This window comes from Psychrobacter fozii, assembly GCF_003217155.1.
GTDB classification, from domain to species: Bacteria; Pseudomonadota; Gammaproteobacteria; order Pseudomonadales; family Moraxellaceae; genus Psychrobacter; species Psychrobacter fozii.
Map to the genome: position 1 here is coordinate 416,274 of NZ_QJSU01000001.1, position 16,614 is coordinate 432,887.

Consider the following 16,614-nt stretch of genomic DNA (forward strand, 5'->3'; position numbering starts at 1 on the left):
TTTTGACTCATTACTGCTTTATAAAGACCACAAAAAATAGCATCAAACCTTTCGAAAACTTAATGAATAGCCTTTAGAATATTAGCTTACCTTAATAAGGTAACGTCATTTAATTTGAGATACACTCAGTACGACACATCTAACCCTGAAGCCTTAGACCTGAAGTATTAAACCTAAGTCATTAGACCTGATTATAAAACACATGATATTTATCTCCAAAAAGCATCAAACAAGGTAATGAGTTTATGGCCACTGGCTATCGCCCTGAAATTATACAACGTGCGTTTGTTGACTTTATTGGGTCACGTTTGCATCCGTTTTGGTCGTTGACCCGCCCTAAATTACGGTTGATTGCACGGCAGGCTCTCAATGACGATTTGATTGCGGTTCAGTTCGAAGGCAATCATGCTTTTAAACGGCAAGCACTTGCTTCAGACGGCGGTTGGCATGGTGGCCAACATATCAATTTAACGACCATTATTGATGCCTTTTACCATCAGCGCCATTACTCGTTAGTAGGCTTACCAAAACAACCCTTATATCTGCAATCGGATATCGACAATAGTGAAAATAGTGAAAATAGTGAAAATAGTGAAAACAAGCAGTCACAATCGAATATCATCACCATTGCCATCAAACCTCAAGGGTTGGTATCCAACTATCTAACACAGCAAGCACCACTGGGCACCATATTCGATAGTAGTTTGCCCAGTGGCGACTTCACATTAGCACAGGCAAAGCTTGATATACAGAGTGCTAACCGCTTACCTCCTGCACCCTCATCGCTACTGTTTATAGCAGGAGGCAGCGGCATTACTCCAATGCTAGGTCTTATCACACAAGCCTTATCGCAAGGCCATACGGTCACATTGTTGTATTACAGTCGCATGCCACTGGCAGAGACACCTTTTTTAAAGCACTGGCAGCAATTAAAAGACAGTTATCCAAACTTTACTTATCACTTTATCAATACAGAAGACCCTGATAGTTATTTGGCAGGTACGCGACATTTAAGTGCAGAAAGCTTGTTAGCACTTAGTTTGCCATTGGCAGATACTCGGGTATTTGTTTGTGGCTCGCAAGCATTATTAGCCGGACTATATGATGCTGTTCAAGCAATTACATCATTAGATATGGACTCACTGAAAGACAAACGCTCGTTGCACGACAATCTTATATTCGAGCGTTTTGGCAGTCTGTCACATGAGCTTGCTATCAATGGCAATAGTCATAATACAGACAACGAGAAAGATGATATAGCAACGCAAACGGTCTATTTGCGCGGTCGACAGCGACAATTTAATACCAATACCACGTTACTCATCGGTGCTGAACAAGCAGGTATATCCCTGAGTCATGGCTGTAGGCAAGGTATCTGTCAGCTATGTCGCTGTAACAAAGCCAGCGGCGTGGTCAAAAATATTGAGACAGGAAAAATAAGTAGCGATGGCTATGAATCGATTCAAACCTGTATCAATATTGCCATGACGGACGTAGTATTAGATATCTAAGATCATTAAAAACCATGAGTCAGATTGTTCAATAAAGTCTAGACACTTGATGAAACCAACCCTATGACATTCGATATTAATAGCCTTAGTTAAGGAATTTCTATGCGTTTATTACCGCCTATATTCACTGCACAGTCTGCCGTATCTACATTTTCGACAGACACGAATATACAATCGAAACAAAAGCTCTATCTAACATTGACGGGTGCGCAATTACCCAAAGACCAAAGTGACGCGCTAGCCGATGAGTTAAACACGCTCTACCAAAGCGTCATGGATTCATTGGGTAGCGACGATGCGCGTTATATTCAACGTGTACATGCCACCGTGGTCTATAGCGAGATTATATCTCGTGGTTTACTCGCAGCGGCTGGGCGTATGCCATCGAAACGCAGTCTGGTCGCTACTTGGCTACTCGGCACCTCTCTACTGAGCTTCAGTAAAATTTTGAATAATATGGAGCTTGGGCATAACGTCATGCACGGGCAATATGACTGGATGCAGCATCCGTATCTCAACAGTCAAAAATTTGATTGGGACATCGTTTGTCCTGCGCCACTATGGCAACATTCGCACAACTATTTGCATCACACGTTTACCAATATCGTTGGCCGTGACCATGACGTCGGCTATCACTTAATTCGCGTGACTGACGAGCAGCCTTGGGCACCAAGCGATCGCTATAACCTATTCAGTACCATGGTATTGGCCTTGGGGTTTGAGTGGGCAGTCGCTTTTCATGATATTCAAATTAGTGCTGATGAATATGCTGATTCGCCGCAGCTCACAGAGATCATGCGACCAAAATCTCGTGGTTTATTTGCCAAAATTGCAAGGCAAGTCGGCAAAGACCATATCGCATTTCCTACGATAGCAGGGCTGGCGTTAGGTCGACGTAGTACGATGACTACCCTGAGCGGTAACATTACTGCCAACATGGCGCGCAATTTGTGGACATGGGCAGTGATATTTTGTGGGCATTTCACAGACCAAGCACATATTTATACTGAGCTTGATACCAATGAAAGTAAAGGTGACTGGTATATACGCCAAATTCTCGGCTCGAGCAATATCCAAGGTAGTAAGTTATTCCATATTTTGACGGGCAATTTATCACATCAGATCGAGCATCATATCTTTCCTGATATGCCAGCCAACCACTACGTGCGCATATCACCGAAAGTACAAGCGATATGCCGCAAGTATAACCTACCCTACAATACTGGCCGTTTTGGTCGCCAGCTGCGTCAGGTCATCGGTCGTATACGTCACTTTAGCAAGCCGAGCGCTGAGGAATGGCAGGCGTATTTACAGTCGCAAGCCTCAGAATCGACTCATGCTGCTAAAGAAGAACAAGATGATGCTCCAGTCATCCGTGGGTTAGGAAAGCATCTTCCCCCCGTCATGCGCCAAGCTTTGTTTTATTTGTAGGACATCGCCAACATAGCCAATTACTCCAATGATTCTTAACATTTACCCTATCTACTCTTACGGTAAAGAGCTATAGATTAAATGACAGAATACGCATAATAAGAATTAGAAGTAGAGACACAAACGATATCTGATAACAGAGACACTTAATAATAATGGAGAGTAGCTATGAGTAATCAAACTGCTGAACAACCTATAAAAATTAGCCACGACATAGAAGCCAAACGATTTGAGACTGCTATCGACGGTCACATTGGCTATATCAGCTATCAAGAGCGTGATGGCAAACTGATCTACGACCACACTATCGTACCGCAAGCTTTAGGCGGACGCGGTGTCGGGTCAACATTGGTCAAACACGCACTCAATTATGCACGTGAGAATGATAAGAAAGTGGTGCCACAATGTTCATTTGTATCGTCATACATCAATAAACATCCGGAATATAAAGACTTGCTGTAATCCAATACTAGCAAATATATTCTAAGCAAGAACTTAGCCTTACCTTCTTTTTTATTTGTTGTCTGCGCTCGTATATTTATCTTTAAATATATGGCAAGATGACAAATACAGGAGCGATTTATGTCTTATAATAATTTATAGGATAAGGCACTTTTACATTTATTCTGTATCGTTAGTCGCACCGTATTAGATGTCATCTAATATAATTTTTAATAAACCAAGTCAGCATAACAATAAAGGTTATTAATATGAGTAGTCTATCTGATAAACAAGTAGATTTGCAGCTAGAAGATTTGCCAGGCTGGCAGCGTGATGGTAATGCTATCGTGAAAACATATCACTTTAGCGATTTTATTGAAGCCATGAGCTTTATGAATCAAGCGGCATTTTATGCTGAAGCACTTGAGCATCATCCTGAGTGGCGTAATACATATAACGTGGTAGAAGTGCGACTCACCACTGATGATACAGGTGGCATTACCAGTCATGATATTCGTCTGGCCAAACGTATGGAATATATTATCCAACCCAAACGCCTATAGTGATACGTGAATAATTTTTGATATGTGAATACTTTGATATTTAAATAAACAGTTCAAAGAAAATTAGCCATAAAAAAGTCCTCATCATATATGAGGACTTTTTTGTTTAACGATTTATTTTTATTTAGTATTCCACGGTTAATTATTACATCTTGCGGCTTACGAACGCGACGATGAATAAAATGACAGCAACAGCTAAGAAAATGTATGCCAAATTAGCAGACAGTCCAGCGACACCGCCAAAACCTAGGAAACTTGCCAACAATGCGATTACAGCAAAAATAATAGCCCAACGAAACATAATCTTCTCCTTAAATAGTTATTGAAAAATCAGAAATAAGACTCATAAGATAAGTATTAATTAAAACTGGAAAATACTGACCAGTACAATCAATAGCTATTATCTATATTTGTCCTGTTATATCTGACATCTCCTTTTTTGTTTTTAGTATTAGTGAAATTTTTAGTATTAGTAATAACTGCTTACGACTTTAGATTAGCAATATTCATCTTCAAAAAACGTTCACTTTGGTAATAAAATCGGTAAGTTATGTAATCTTTGTAGCAAATCTTAGCTTTCTGGCATTTTTCTCTAGTTTTATAGGACTTGTGTATAGAGAGAGTGAGTTGCTTTTTATCCACTACCACTTTCATCATATAATCTGCTATAAACAGTAAGTAGCAAATACCTTTCATTCGTCATCATTACTCTCAATGACCGTTTTTTGCAAAACACAAATGCCAATCATGATAGCCATAGTCAGATATATATTTCACTCGTATAGATAATTTGGCTTAGTCTTGGTTGTGCTAAGTCATTCATCAAGAAACCATTCATTTTAAAGTGACTCATTCAATAACCTATTAAGGATAATAAATATGGATACCAATACGGAAACCTCAAACAACACGCTACAAAGCATTAGTAAGAACCGTCCTTACGCGGTTGTTCTATACGGTGCAACCAGCTTCGTTGGAAAAATTACGGCACATTATCTAACAGAGTTTTTGTCCAATGCTAAAGACGCCAGTGGTGCTAACGTGACGTGGGCCATAGCAGGTCGTGACGAAGCAAAACTGAATGAGCTACAGTCGGAGCTAGAAAGCAAGGTAGATATCATTATTGCTAACAGTAATGATTCGGCGAGCCTCGATGAGATGACCAAACAAACCCAAGTCATCATCTCTACCGTTGGCCCCTACCTCAAGTATGGTGAACCTCTAATTAAATCTTGCAGTACTAATGGTACGGATTATGTCGATCTCACTGGTGAAGCCATCTTTATCAAAGACATGATGGATAAATATCAAGATGCGGCAAAACAAAGCGGTGCTCGTATCGTCAACTCATGCGGATTTGACTCTATTCCATCAGACTTGGGTGTGTACTTTACGCAAACCAAAGCGGAAGAGAATTTTGGCGAAGCTTGCGATGTAATTCATATGCGTGTAAAAGCGGCAAAAGGTGGTCTATCGGGCGGTACCATTGCCTCTATGGCGACTATTTTTGAAGAAGTCGGGAAAGACAAGTCACGTCGTAAGCAGGTAGCAAACCCTTATTTACTCAACGATGATACAGATGCGCCAAACGTGCGCCAAGATAATGTCAGCAAGCCAGAATACGATAGTGAGCATAAGCGTTGGCTTGCACCTTTTGTGATGGCAAGTATCAATACTCGTATCGTACATCGTAGCAATCAGCTGCTCGGCTATGAATATGGTCGTGGCTTCAAATATGACGAAGCGATGTGGATGAAAGATGGGGTGCAGGGTCAGCTATCAAGCTATGCCTTGAGCGCAGGTTTGTTTGGATTTGCCACAGCCATGATGATTACACCGAGCCGTGAGTTATTATCCAAACATGTATTGCCCAAATCAGGTTCTGGCCCGTCTAAAGAAGAGCAGAAAAACGGCTATTTTGATATTCGTCTCTTTGGACAGACCGCTAAGAAAGACACGATTAATACCAAAGTTACAGGTGATAAAGATCCTGGCTACGGCAGCACCTCGCGCATGCTGGCTCAAGCGGCACTGTGTTTGGCACAAGATGTCAGTAAAGAGACTGTTGGCGGTGGTTTTTGGACACCAGCATCTGCGATGGGTGATCAGTTACTTACACGCTTAGAAGAGCATGCAGGATTGAGCTTCGAAGTCGTCGACCATTAATGTCGTTAACCCTATATAAAAGAGATATAGCATGAAGTTTGCTCAAATTAGCAGCTGTAGCAATTTTACTTAGCCTTCTTACTTTCCAATTCTCTTTGAACGACGATAGCTAATAAGAAATTTAATTTTTATTACTCTTCTAACCGTATCTTGATATCGAGGTACGGTTTCTTAGTATTGAGATTTCATAACGATTTTAAGGAAGAGAAAAATACATCGCAACTACCAATACATGCTCCATTACAACAACAAAAATACAGTCATTGCACGATGTCACATGAAAACATCAAGCTGTGAGACTATTAATTTATGTACTACTGAATTAATGTGAGCTTAATTGGTATTCTTCTCTACAGAGTTTATGACTGGTCAATAGTCAGTTAATAATATCATCTTACTCAATCATGATAGCCAACGTAGCGGTTATCATGATTTTATTTTACCTATATATTATTTGTTAACTATACTAAATATATATATTTAAAATTATAAACAGCTCTATGTTATACGGAACAAGTTGTGCGAAATAATATTGAACACTGGTTAGTTTAAGAGTTTTTAATAAGACTACTTTGAACTGGCACATTAAATTTGTAATTCAAGGAATTAATCCATGCAAAAACGTACTTTACCTCTATCGCTACTTATTGGTGCAGCGCTGACTCTTCCAAGTTTGGCAATGGCAGCACCTGCAAATATGAAACCAGTAGACATGCAAAAAGCAGCTGCTGATAGCGCGATGCAAGCTAACGTTGAAAGTGCAGAGGGTGAGATCGCTTCTGCTGAATCCAGCCCGTTTCAAATCAGTGAAACTCAAACTATCTCTATTGCGCGAACCAATAGCAATGCAGGCATGGCTACGCAAGTAGAAGGTATGCAACAACCAGGCATGCAACAACCAGACATGCAACAACCAGACATGCAACAACCAGACATGCAACAGCCAGACATGCAACAACCAGACATGCAACAACCGGATATGCAACAACCAGATATGCAACAACCAGATATGCAACAACCAGATATGCAACAACCAGATATGCAACAACCAGATATGCAACAACCAGATATGCAACAACCAGATATGCAACAACCTATCATCAGATAGTTAAGCAATATCGAATTACGTAAAGCCGTAATCTCATGTTGTGCCTCCAAAAATAAAGGGCAGCGGTGAAGTATCAATGACCACTCACCTAACCAATCTTAAGATACTTTATTTTTGCGAATGACATAAATGATAGACAAAGAAAGGCAGCCTAATGGCTGCCTTTTTTTGTCTTATAAAACTTAATTGCCCATTAGGCTATTTCTTAGTTTTGGTTACACCAGCTTCTTGCAACAGTGCACCGAGGGTACCCAGTTTGCTAGGCGCTTCAGTTTTCTCAGCTCTTGACGCTTTGCTATGATTACGGCTAGCATTGCCTTTGTCCTGACGATCACCACGTGGCTTGTTTGGTCGCTTGTCAGCAGCTGGACGGCTGCTATTTGGGCGATTGCTACGAGGACGACTAACTTTCTCATCAGAGCCAGTTTCTTTAACAGTAGGTTTTGCTGCTGAGCGTGCTGGTTTTTCAGACTCAGGCTTCATACTGAAACCAATACGACCACGCTTTTCATCAATAGAGATGACACGTACTGATACGATATCACCCGGCTTGACACGGTTCATAGGATCAGCGACGAAATCATTGGCCATCTGTGAAATATGAACCAAACCGTCTTGATGAACACCGACATCGACGAAACAACCGAAAGCAGTCACGTTGGTCACGACACCTTCAAGCTGCATGCCTTCTTCTAAATCTTTGATGCTATTTACATCATCACGGAAGTTAGCCGTCTTAAACTCAGGACGTGGATCACGTGCTGGTTTAGCCAGTTCGTCTAAGATTGCTTTTATGCTGATATTATCATCATTAGCAGCAATTGCAGTGGTATCGATAGTATTTAGTATGCCATCATTACCGATGATTTCTGGCAAGGCTTTGCCTGTTTGTGCCAGTAAGCTATCGACCAATGCATAGCTTTCTGGATGCACACCGGTGGCATCAAGTGGATTACTACCATCATGGATACGCAAGAAGCCTGCTGCTTGTTCAAAAGTCTTAGCACCCAAGCGTGGTACGTTTTTCAATGACTCACGACTGTCAAAGGCACCGTGCTCTTTACGATAGGTAACGATTTGTTGAGCGACATTGCGATTGAGACCAGCGATGTGCGCCAAAATAGCAGGGCTAGCAGTGTTCACATCGACACCAACTGCGTTTACGCTATCTTGAGTTACTTTGTCTAAACTATCTGCTAGCTGAGTCTGATTGACGTCATGCTGATATTGACCCACACCAATGGCTTTTGGATCAACTTTAACGAGCTCTGACAACGGATCTTGCAAGCGACGAGCGATAGATACTGCACCACGTACAGAAACGTCCATATTGCCAAGCTCATCACTGGCCAGCTCACTGGCTGAGTAGACTGATGCGCCTGACTCATTGACGATAACAGCTTTGGCTTTTAGCTCAGCATTGGCTGCCAAAATCTCTTTAATCATCGCATCTGTTTCGCGACTTGCCGTACCATTCCCGATAGCCACTAGATCGACGTTATAAGTGCTTAACAATTCATCGATGACTTTTTTGGCTTCACCTATTTTATTATCAGGGGCAAACGGATAAACGGTTGAAACAACAGGCTTGTCTTCGCTATCTAGCATGACATGGCCTTGAGCATCGACAATCGACATTTTGACACCATGGCGAATGCCAGGATCGACACCTAAAATAACTTTGCGGCCGGCAGGTGCTGACATTAACAAGTGCTGCAGGTTATTTGCAAATACATCAATCGCATCTGCTTCAGCAGTCAGACGTTTTTCAGTCAATAAACGATGTTCAATATGCGGACGCCATTTGTCTTTCCATAGGCTGCTAGCCGCTTCTGTTAAGAACTCACGGCGAGCGGCTGGTGCCGTAGCATCAACATTGAAATGGCTAATAGCTTTTTCGATAAATGGTGCGTCTTCGCCTTCAATTTTCAGACCCAAGACGTTTTCTTGGCGACCACGTAGCATCGCTAATAGGCGATGATTAGGCAGACGAGCTAGGCTTTCGCTGTGCTCAAAGTAATCTTTGAATTTTTCACCGACTTCACGCTTTTCATCACTAGCAACGCTCGATACGATACTGGCCGTCTTGGCAAAACCACTGCGCAAGTTGTCTAGCAAATCTAGTGCTTGCGTCCATTCATCAACGATGATGGCTTGTACACCAGCCAATTGCTTTTCGATATCGCTGAAATCAACGTCAATCTCATTACCACTATCATCGGTAATGCTAGACTGTACTTGATAGTCCGCTAGCGCATCTGTTGGGGTAATCTCTTGTGTTAGCACCGCTTGGGCAGCAACATCGAGACCAGCAGCACGTGCTTTAGCAGCAGGTGAACGGCGACGTGGACGATATGGTAGATAGATATCTTCCAACTCAAGCTTAGACGTCGCATTATCGATACGTGCCTGTAGCTCGTCAGTTAAATTACCTTGCGTGCTGAGCAGCTCAGTAATTTTTAGGCGACGGGTGGCCATGTCACGCTCGTAATTGAGAGACTTCTCTAACGCTCGTAATTGTGCATCATCAAGATCCTGAGTCTTCTCTTTGCGGTAACGGGCAATAAACGGAACAGTCGCGCCTTCATCGTAAAGTTTGACAAACGCATTGACTTGAGCAGTCTTAATGCCAAGCGCGCGAGCAAGCTTGTCGTGAATATTCGCGTGTGTGGTTGCATCCAAAACCTTTGCATTTGTCGAGGTTTGAGATGGCGTTAAGGTATCAGTGCTACTCATATACGTATCAATCGTTGAGAAATGTAGTTTTGCATTATAGCAAAAGCTGCATGAATAAAAATCCTTTTTATCTTTTCGTTATTTATAGCGTGTTTTATATCAAAAATCGCCGAATATCATAGGTTCTGTCGCCTTGTTAAACAAACGCATACAGCATTTGTCCTTATGAGTGATGCAATTAGTCGTGCAATCTTATACACTAAAGTATCAATAACTAAAATATCGGTATGTTCTGATACATTGAACAATAGTTTTCAATTATGTGAAGATATTGCTTCTGACCAGTAATTAGATAATGATACTGTTTTTATTCATAATTTTTCACACGTGTTTTACACATGTTGTTATGTATATTTTCTGCTAATAATAATTTTTATAAGAGGATGCCTGTATGCCTGATAATACCAGCCCCGATACTTTGACTCAGCGTATTTTAGTCGTCGATGACGATGCACGTCTGCGCTCGTTGTTACAACGCTTTCTGGAAGACGACGGTTTTGTCGTTCGTACTGCTCATGATGGTAGTCAGATGGACAAGTTAATGCAGCGCGAACTGTTTTCTTTAGTCGTACTAGATTTGATGCTACCAGGCGAAGACGGTATTAGCATCTGCCAACGTCTACGCGAAGACAATGGCGACATCCCTATCATTATGTTGACCGCTAAAGGTGGCGATGCAGATCGCATTGCAGGACTCGAAGCGGGTGCTGATGATTATCTGCCTAAGCCATTTAATCCAAAAGAGCTATTGGCCCGTATCAAAGCTGTATTGCGTCGCCAAAACCGCGAGCTACCTGGTGCACCTAGCCATCAGCTTGAAGTGGTTGAATTTGGGCCGTGGACATTAGACCTATCGACTCGTACGCTCAAACGTGACGGCAACGTTGTTACCTTAACAACAGGTGAGTTTTCGGTATTAAAAGCTTTAGTACAGCATCCACGTGAGCCATTGACCCGTGACAAACTGATGAACCTTGCTCGTGGTCGTGAATGGGGTGCGATGGAGCGCTCTATCGATGTACAGGTATCACGTTTACGTCGCTTGATCGAAGATAACCCTTCTCAAGCACGTTACATCCAAACTGTTTGGGGCGTGGGCTATGTATTCGTCCCTGACGAAGCTGAAGTAGAAGCCATTAAGAGTGAATAACCTTTGGCTGATGTCATTTCTTTTAATATAGGCCGTGTTTGGTTGTTCACAAACACGTGCCAATATGATGAGCATATCTGTGAAAAACCCTATTATCTTTCAAAACATACCCTGCACCTTGGTGACAGGGTTTTTGGGTGCTGGCAAAACCACTGTCATTAACCAACTCCTCGCTACAAAACCAGCTGATGAACGCTGGGCATTACTGATTAATGAATTTGGTCGTATTGGTATTGATGGTGCATTGCTAGCCAGCTCACAAGACAACTCGAGTGAGCAAAAAAACATTGCGATTCGTGAGGTCAGCGGTGGCTGTATTTGCTGTACCAGTCAGCTACCTTTACAGATAGCTATCAGCCGACTACTCAGTGAGCACCATCCACAGCGCCTGCTCATTGAGCCGACAGGGCTTGCTCATCCACGTGAGCTGATCATGCAACTCGGTGCTCCGCATTGGCAGACAGCGCTGAAAATGCAAGCGGTGATAACCGTACTTAGTGGTGCGCAATGGCAACAAGATAAATATCGCAATCATGATGGGTTTCAAGCGCATGTCCGCGATGCTGATGTGTTGGTGATTAACCGCTATATCCAACTAAGCGATAGCGAAAAACAGGCATTACAAGCGTGGGTAATCACATTAAATCCGCAGGTAAATATCATTTGGACAGTATCTGAGCAGCTATCTCATGATACGAGTGACTCATCCAATATCCATCTATCAAAATCAAGCCTATCAGAGTTAAGCATTCAACTGACCAAGCCTAGTCAGACGATCTCAAAACAACGCACGATAAATATCACTCGCCCTAACAAGTCAGTGATTGGCTTACAACCTCGGGTTGGCGCTATATCAGCTGCTTCATTATCTTCCCCATCGTCCAACGCTCTAGTAGACAATGATGATGAGAACATTACCAATACAGAGCAGCCTTACCGCTATCATGAAACGCAGCAAGACATACTATTGGCAGGATGGCGACTGCCAGCACACTATGTATTAAAAGCTGATGAATTACAGAGTTGGCTATTAAGGCTACCAAGTTGGCAACGCATCAAAGGCGTGGTACATACCTCTGACGGCTGGCTACAGATTAACTTTACTCCTGACAGCTTGACCACGAGCACGGTCAGTCCTCAGGTAGATAGTCGATTGGAAATCATCTTGCAGTTGGATGAAGTTAGTCATGATGACAACGATTCAGCGGTAGAAAGCGATTGTTCAGAAGAAAAAGATAAGACAGCGCTTTCTTCTTCTATAGATTGGGAAGCATACGATACTGAGCTAATGGCATTGGTTCTATAGTAATAGACAAAAAAAGGGCGGACATTGCGATATAAAATAGCAATGTCCGCCCTTTTACTTTTTAGCGTAGTTGACTGTCTTTACTACCCCGACGATTGAACAACTCGGCAGCTCTCGCCTCTTGTTCAAGTTCTGTCTGACAACCTACGCAATGTTGGATACCTGGTACAGCTAAACGCCTTGCCTCTGGAATAGGATTGCCACATTCATCACACAGCTCAGCACTATCACCCGTTGGCAGCGAACGTCGTGCCCGTTCTAATGCATCATTAACGGTCGCATCCATTTGCTCGTGCTCAGCACCATCTCTTGACCAACCACCTGCCATAATATTCCATCCTATTTATTATCATTAGATATTACAAATCACTTTAATAACAGATAGATGGGGTTATTTATAACTGATTACAACCTACTGCTAGGTTCACAAGTCATGTATAAAAGTGCAAGTCATGTATAAAAGTGCTAAATAACGATATTCCCTAGCAGAAAACCACACTATCAATCTTTTGGTTGGAGCTCGACTACTTGCCCGCGTACACCGATGCTGTCATCACTCATCAGACAAACATAGCCTGCCATGATATCTTCAGGTGTTTTTAGGCTCATAGGATTTTCGCCTGGGTATGCATGGGCGCGCATGTTGGTACGAGTACCGCCAGGATTGACACAGTTAAAACGCAAGTTAGTGGTGCTCTGCGTCTCCTGAGTAAAGATATCACTCATACCCTCTACGGCTTGCTTTGAGAGCGCATAAGCGCCCCAGAATGCACGAGGATGTGTACCAACTGTGCTAGAGGTAAAGACAATAGAGCCATTATCCGCATCTTTAAGTAGTGGTAGTAGCGCTTGGGTGAGCATAAACGTCGAGGTAAAGTTAACCTTCATCACTTGAGCAAAGGTATCAACATCATACATCTCAAGCGGCGTCAGCTGTCCAAGCAGACCTGCATTGTGCAAGATACCATCCAGTTTACCGACTTCTTTGCCAATCAATCCTTCAAGCTGCTGCATTTCAGCATAAGTTGCTCCTTCTAGATTCATCGGTAACATGGCTGGTTGCTTACCACCAAAGCTCTCTATCTCATCATACACATATTCCAGCTTGCTACTGGTACGTCCAAGCAGCAGCACCGTCGCACCATAGCGAGCGTAAGTTAGTGCAGCGACTCGACCAATACCATCACCAGCACCCGTCACCAAAATAGTCTTACCATCTAAGCAGTTATCAGATGGCACAAAACAACGAATATCATCATGAGTTAAAGGTTGCTTGGTGTTTTTCATATCTTGTTGGTCAGCCGATTGGTCAATATTTGCGCTCATGTAATTGCTCACTACTTATCGTTTAATAGGTTGGGATATTTTCTTACATTGTCTGATTCAGAGTCATTTATTGGATATCACTTATATCCATACCTTTGCTCAATAATTTATAAATAATCAAATTTACCAGATGACAGCAGCAATTTGTTCAATTGCTCAGGTGTCTCGGTAATATAGTCTGCGCCCCACTTCTTTAGGTTTTTTTGATCTTGCGGCGGGATATAACCATATGCTGCCAAAATCGTCGGCATGCCAGCTGCATTACCAGATTCGATATCGCGTATATGATCGCCAACATAAATCACACAGCCAGCTGCACCACGAGGTATACCTAGCTTTTCGAGTGCCATATACATAGGTTCTGGATCAGGTTTTGGGCGAGACACGTCATCAGGACAGACCAACACAGCACAGCGTTCATCCAACTGCATTGTATTTAATAGTTTCTCTGCCAAATAACGCGGCTTGTTGGTAACGATACCCCATGGCACTCTTTTGGCTTCGAGGTCTGTAAGCACTTCCTCTAATTCAGCGAATACACAGCTATCGACACATATATCCGCCTCATAATCATCCAAAAACTGCTGACGAAAATCAAGCAAGGTTTCTTCACTGACATCGAGTTGCTCGTTATGTCGTAACATCAACTGTACCATCGCTGAGGCACCGGCAGAAACCTGCTCACGTATCTCCGACTCAGGTGGTGCTTGCCAGTTATTTTCGAGGCTCATCTTACCGATGATACGGACGAAGTCAGCAGCAGTATCAATTAAGGTCCCATCGAGGTCAAACAACACTGCTTTTACAAATTGGGCCATAGCAAATACTCTCAAGGTGAATAACAAGATTAATAAAATATGATGTCACAAAAGCAACCGAACACAGTATCAGATTTTTACGCCATTGGTTTTTGTACAGCAATCATATAATTGACATCGACATTCTGTGCCAGCCAATAACGCTTGGTCAATGGATTGTAATGCAGCCCAATGATGTCTTTACGCACAAATCCAGCATTGCCTGCCATTTTATCTAATTCGGCTGGGGTAATAAACTTGGCATAATCATGGGTGCCACGATCGAGTAAGCGTAGTACGTATTCTGCTCCAACAATGGCAAACAAGTATGACTTGGGGTTACGGTTAATAGTCGAAAGCACACAAACTCCGCCTGGTGCTAGCAGATCAAAACAAGCCTGCACAATTGAACTAGGGTCAGGAACATGCTCAAGCATTTCCATACAACTCACCACATCGAACTGACCTGCATGCGTCTGCGCTAAGCTCTCTACTGGGATATGTTGATATCGTAGAGTATCCTCTAAGCCGCTCTGCTCTGCATGTAACGCTGCCGCTTTTAGATTTTCAGTACCCAGATCAACACCAGTCACATCAGCACCACGACGCGCCATTGATTCTGACAATATACCGCCGCCACAACCGACATCCAGCACTTTTTTGCCCGCTAATCCAGTCTCAGCTGATTTGCTAGAATCATGGCTTTGATAACTGCGCTTAACGTTTTCTTCTATCCAATTTAAGCGCAATGGATTGATTTCATGCAAAGTTGCAAACGCGCCCGTATTGCTCCACCATTCACTGGCCAAGTTGTTAAACTTTTCAACTTCGCTAGGATCGACATTGATAGCATTAGCATGGGTATCATTGACGGTGGTATTCATTTGCTCATTCAAAGAAGGCTGGGAAGATAGAGCTGAACTCATAGCGTTTTTCCTTTATTGTCATTATCATATACAGTACGCAATTATGCGTTTAATATTAGCATGCGAGCAGCAATTTTGTTGTGAGGACATCGTCACCGATTGTGAAGTGTGATAACAAACTCTAGCCAATCATCACTTTGAATCATTTGGGCCGCCACCCTTGGTAATAAGCTCAAGCAGCATACCATTCAGACGACCAAACTCTAAAAACAATATCAAAAGCCATAAAAACTAATAATAATGAGTGTCTAGAACAATAAGCAATATACCTTAAATAATAGCTCACAGCTTTACAACCATTGGTTAAGAATCAGATTCACAAGTACACACATTTTACATTATCATAGTCGATACGCTATTATAGTTAGATTATACTCGACGCTATACCGTTTATACACTCAAAACTATTGCTATAGAAGCCTCCTAACACACCCTAAATCTCTACATCTCAAGGATAAAGTATGAAACGTGTCATCACACTGACTGGTCTAGCCATGGCTATTGGTCTTGCCACTACAGGCGCACAAGCCGCTGATTATGTCGCTGGAAAAGACTATCGCGTGCTAGACAATCCAGAAAAAATTAGCGGTGATGCTATCATTGTTCGTGAGTTTTTTTGGTACGGTTGCCCGCATTGTAACGTGTTGAATCCACATATGGAAAAGTGGGCAAAGAACAAAGACAAAGACGTTGCCTTCTTCAAAACGCCAGCAGCAATGAATCCTGTTTGGGAAACCAATGCTCGTGGTTTCTATGCAGCACAGTTATTAGGATTCGAAAGCAAAACACATGATGCCATGTTTGATGCAATCCACAAAGATGGTAAAAAACTGTTTGACCAACAGTCAATAAGCAAATGGTATGGTTCACAAGGTGTTGACGAGAAAAAATTCAACAGCCTTTATAATTCATTCGCTGTTGGTACAAAAATTGGTCGTTCACAAGCTGGCGCCAAACGCTATCAAGTATCAGGTGTACCAACCGTTGTGGTACAAGGTAAATATGTTATCAGTGGTCAAGACGCTACTGTACCTAAGATCGTTGACTTTTTAGTCAATAAAGTTCGTGCTGAAAAGAAAAAATAGTATAGCTTCTATCTATTATAGATAAAGAATATATCAATTAAGCCATACAAAAAAGCCAATCATTATAT

15 protein-coding genes are annotated in these 16,614 nt (G+C 42.2%); 9 read left to right on the top strand and 6 right to left on the bottom strand.

Features of this window, described 5'->3' with window-relative positions:
* The first annotated feature begins 245 nt into the window (after positions 1-245).
* From DFP82_RS01730 to DFP82_RS01745, 4 genes are all read left to right on the top strand, one after another.
* A complete protein-coding gene (locus DFP82_RS01730) occupies positions 246-1,511 on the top strand; it encodes a flavin reductase family protein (protein WP_110921995.1) in 1,266 nt (421 codons plus the stop codon).
* A gap of 102 nt (positions 1,512-1,613) precedes the next feature.
* A complete protein-coding gene (locus tag DFP82_RS01735) occupies positions 1,614-2,942 on the top strand; it encodes a fatty acid desaturase family protein (protein WP_110921996.1) in 1,329 nt (442 codons plus the stop codon).
* A 168-nt stretch (positions 2,943-3,110) separates the two neighbouring features.
* On the top strand, positions 3,111-3,404 hold the full coding sequence (locus DFP82_RS01740) for a GNAT family N-acetyltransferase (protein ID WP_110921997.1): 294 nt from the start codon (positions 3,111-3,113) through the stop codon (positions 3,402-3,404).
* 248 nt (positions 3,405-3,652) lie between these two features.
* On the top strand, positions 3,653-3,946 hold the full coding sequence (locus DFP82_RS01745) for a 4a-hydroxytetrahydrobiopterin dehydratase (RefSeq protein ID WP_110921998.1): 294 nt from the start codon (positions 3,653-3,655) through the stop codon (positions 3,944-3,946).
* 145 nt (positions 3,947-4,091) lie between these two features.
* Here DFP82_RS01745 and DFP82_RS01750 read toward each other — a convergent pair whose 3' ends face one another.
* A complete protein-coding gene (locus DFP82_RS01750; RefSeq protein WP_082624527.1) occupies positions 4,092-4,247 on the bottom strand; it encodes a DUF1328 domain-containing protein in 156 nt (51 codons plus the stop codon).
* Between the two features lie 578 nt (positions 4,248-4,825).
* On the opposite strand from DFP82_RS01750, the gene DFP82_RS01760 reads away from it, so the two are divergent.
* Positions 4,826-6,112: a saccharopine dehydrogenase family protein gene (locus DFP82_RS01760; protein WP_110922000.1), complete on the top strand. Its 1,287-nt coding sequence runs from the start codon at positions 4,826-4,828 to the stop codon at positions 6,110-6,112.
* Between the two features lie 613 nt (positions 6,113-6,725).
* Entirely contained in the window at positions 6,726-7,220 is a 495-nt protein-coding gene (locus tag DFP82_RS14980; protein WP_245905588.1) for a hypothetical protein, read from the top strand.
* 198 nt (positions 7,221-7,418) lie between these two features.
* On the opposite strand, the gene DFP82_RS01770 is transcribed toward DFP82_RS14980, so the two are convergent.
* Positions 7,419-9,956, bottom strand: coding sequence for a Tex family protein (locus DFP82_RS01770; RefSeq protein ID WP_110922002.1), 2,538 nt, complete (start codon positions 9,954-9,956; stop codon positions 7,419-7,421).
* Between the two features lie 391 nt (positions 9,957-10,347).
* On the opposite strand from DFP82_RS01770, the gene ompR reads away from it, so the two are divergent.
* Both ompR and DFP82_RS01780 read left to right on the top strand, forming a co-directional pair.
* Entirely contained in the window at positions 10,348-11,106 is a 759-nt protein-coding gene (gene ompR / locus DFP82_RS01775) for an osmolarity response regulator transcription factor OmpR (protein WP_110922003.1), read from the top strand.
* 67 nt (positions 11,107-11,173) lie between these two features.
* Positions 11,174-12,412 carry a CobW family GTP-binding protein gene (locus DFP82_RS01780; RefSeq protein WP_181416227.1) on the top strand — a complete coding sequence of 413 codons (1,239 nt, stop codon included), beginning with the start codon at positions 11,174-11,176 and terminating at the stop codon, positions 12,410-12,412.
* A gap of 61 nt (positions 12,413-12,473) precedes the next feature.
* Here DFP82_RS01780 and DFP82_RS01785 read toward each other — a convergent pair whose 3' ends face one another.
* The 4 genes from DFP82_RS01785 to ubiG all read right to left on the bottom strand — a co-directional run bounded on the left by DFP82_RS01785 (position 12,474) and on the right by ubiG (position 15,461).
* Positions 12,474-12,740, bottom strand: coding sequence for a DksA/TraR family C4-type zinc finger protein (locus DFP82_RS01785; protein ID WP_110922005.1), 267 nt, complete (start codon positions 12,738-12,740; stop codon positions 12,474-12,476).
* A gap of 173 nt (positions 12,741-12,913) precedes the next feature.
* Positions 12,914-13,699, bottom strand: a complete 786-nt coding sequence (locus DFP82_RS01790) for a YciK family oxidoreductase (RefSeq protein WP_110922217.1) — start codon at positions 13,697-13,699, stop codon at positions 12,914-12,916.
* Positions 13,700-13,845: 146 nt separating this feature from the next.
* On the bottom strand, positions 13,846-14,556 hold the full coding sequence (locus DFP82_RS01795) for an HAD family hydrolase (protein WP_110922006.1): 711 nt from the start codon (positions 14,554-14,556) through the stop codon (positions 13,846-13,848).
* Positions 14,557-14,633: 77 nt separating this feature from the next.
* Entirely contained in the window at positions 14,634-15,461 is an 828-nt protein-coding gene (gene ubiG / locus DFP82_RS01800; RefSeq protein WP_110922007.1) for a bifunctional 2-polyprenyl-6-hydroxyphenol methylase/3-demethylubiquinol 3-O-methyltransferase UbiG, read from the bottom strand.
* A gap of 461 nt (positions 15,462-15,922) precedes the next feature.
* Here ubiG and DFP82_RS01805 point away from each other — a divergent pair, with 461 nt between their 5' ends.
* The gene (locus DFP82_RS01805) at positions 15,923-16,546 is read left to right on the top strand and encodes a thiol:disulfide interchange protein DsbA/DsbL (RefSeq protein WP_110922008.1); all 624 of its coding nucleotides are present in this window, start codon (positions 15,923-15,925) and stop codon (positions 16,544-16,546) included.
* Positions 16,547-16,614 lie beyond the last annotated feature (68 nt).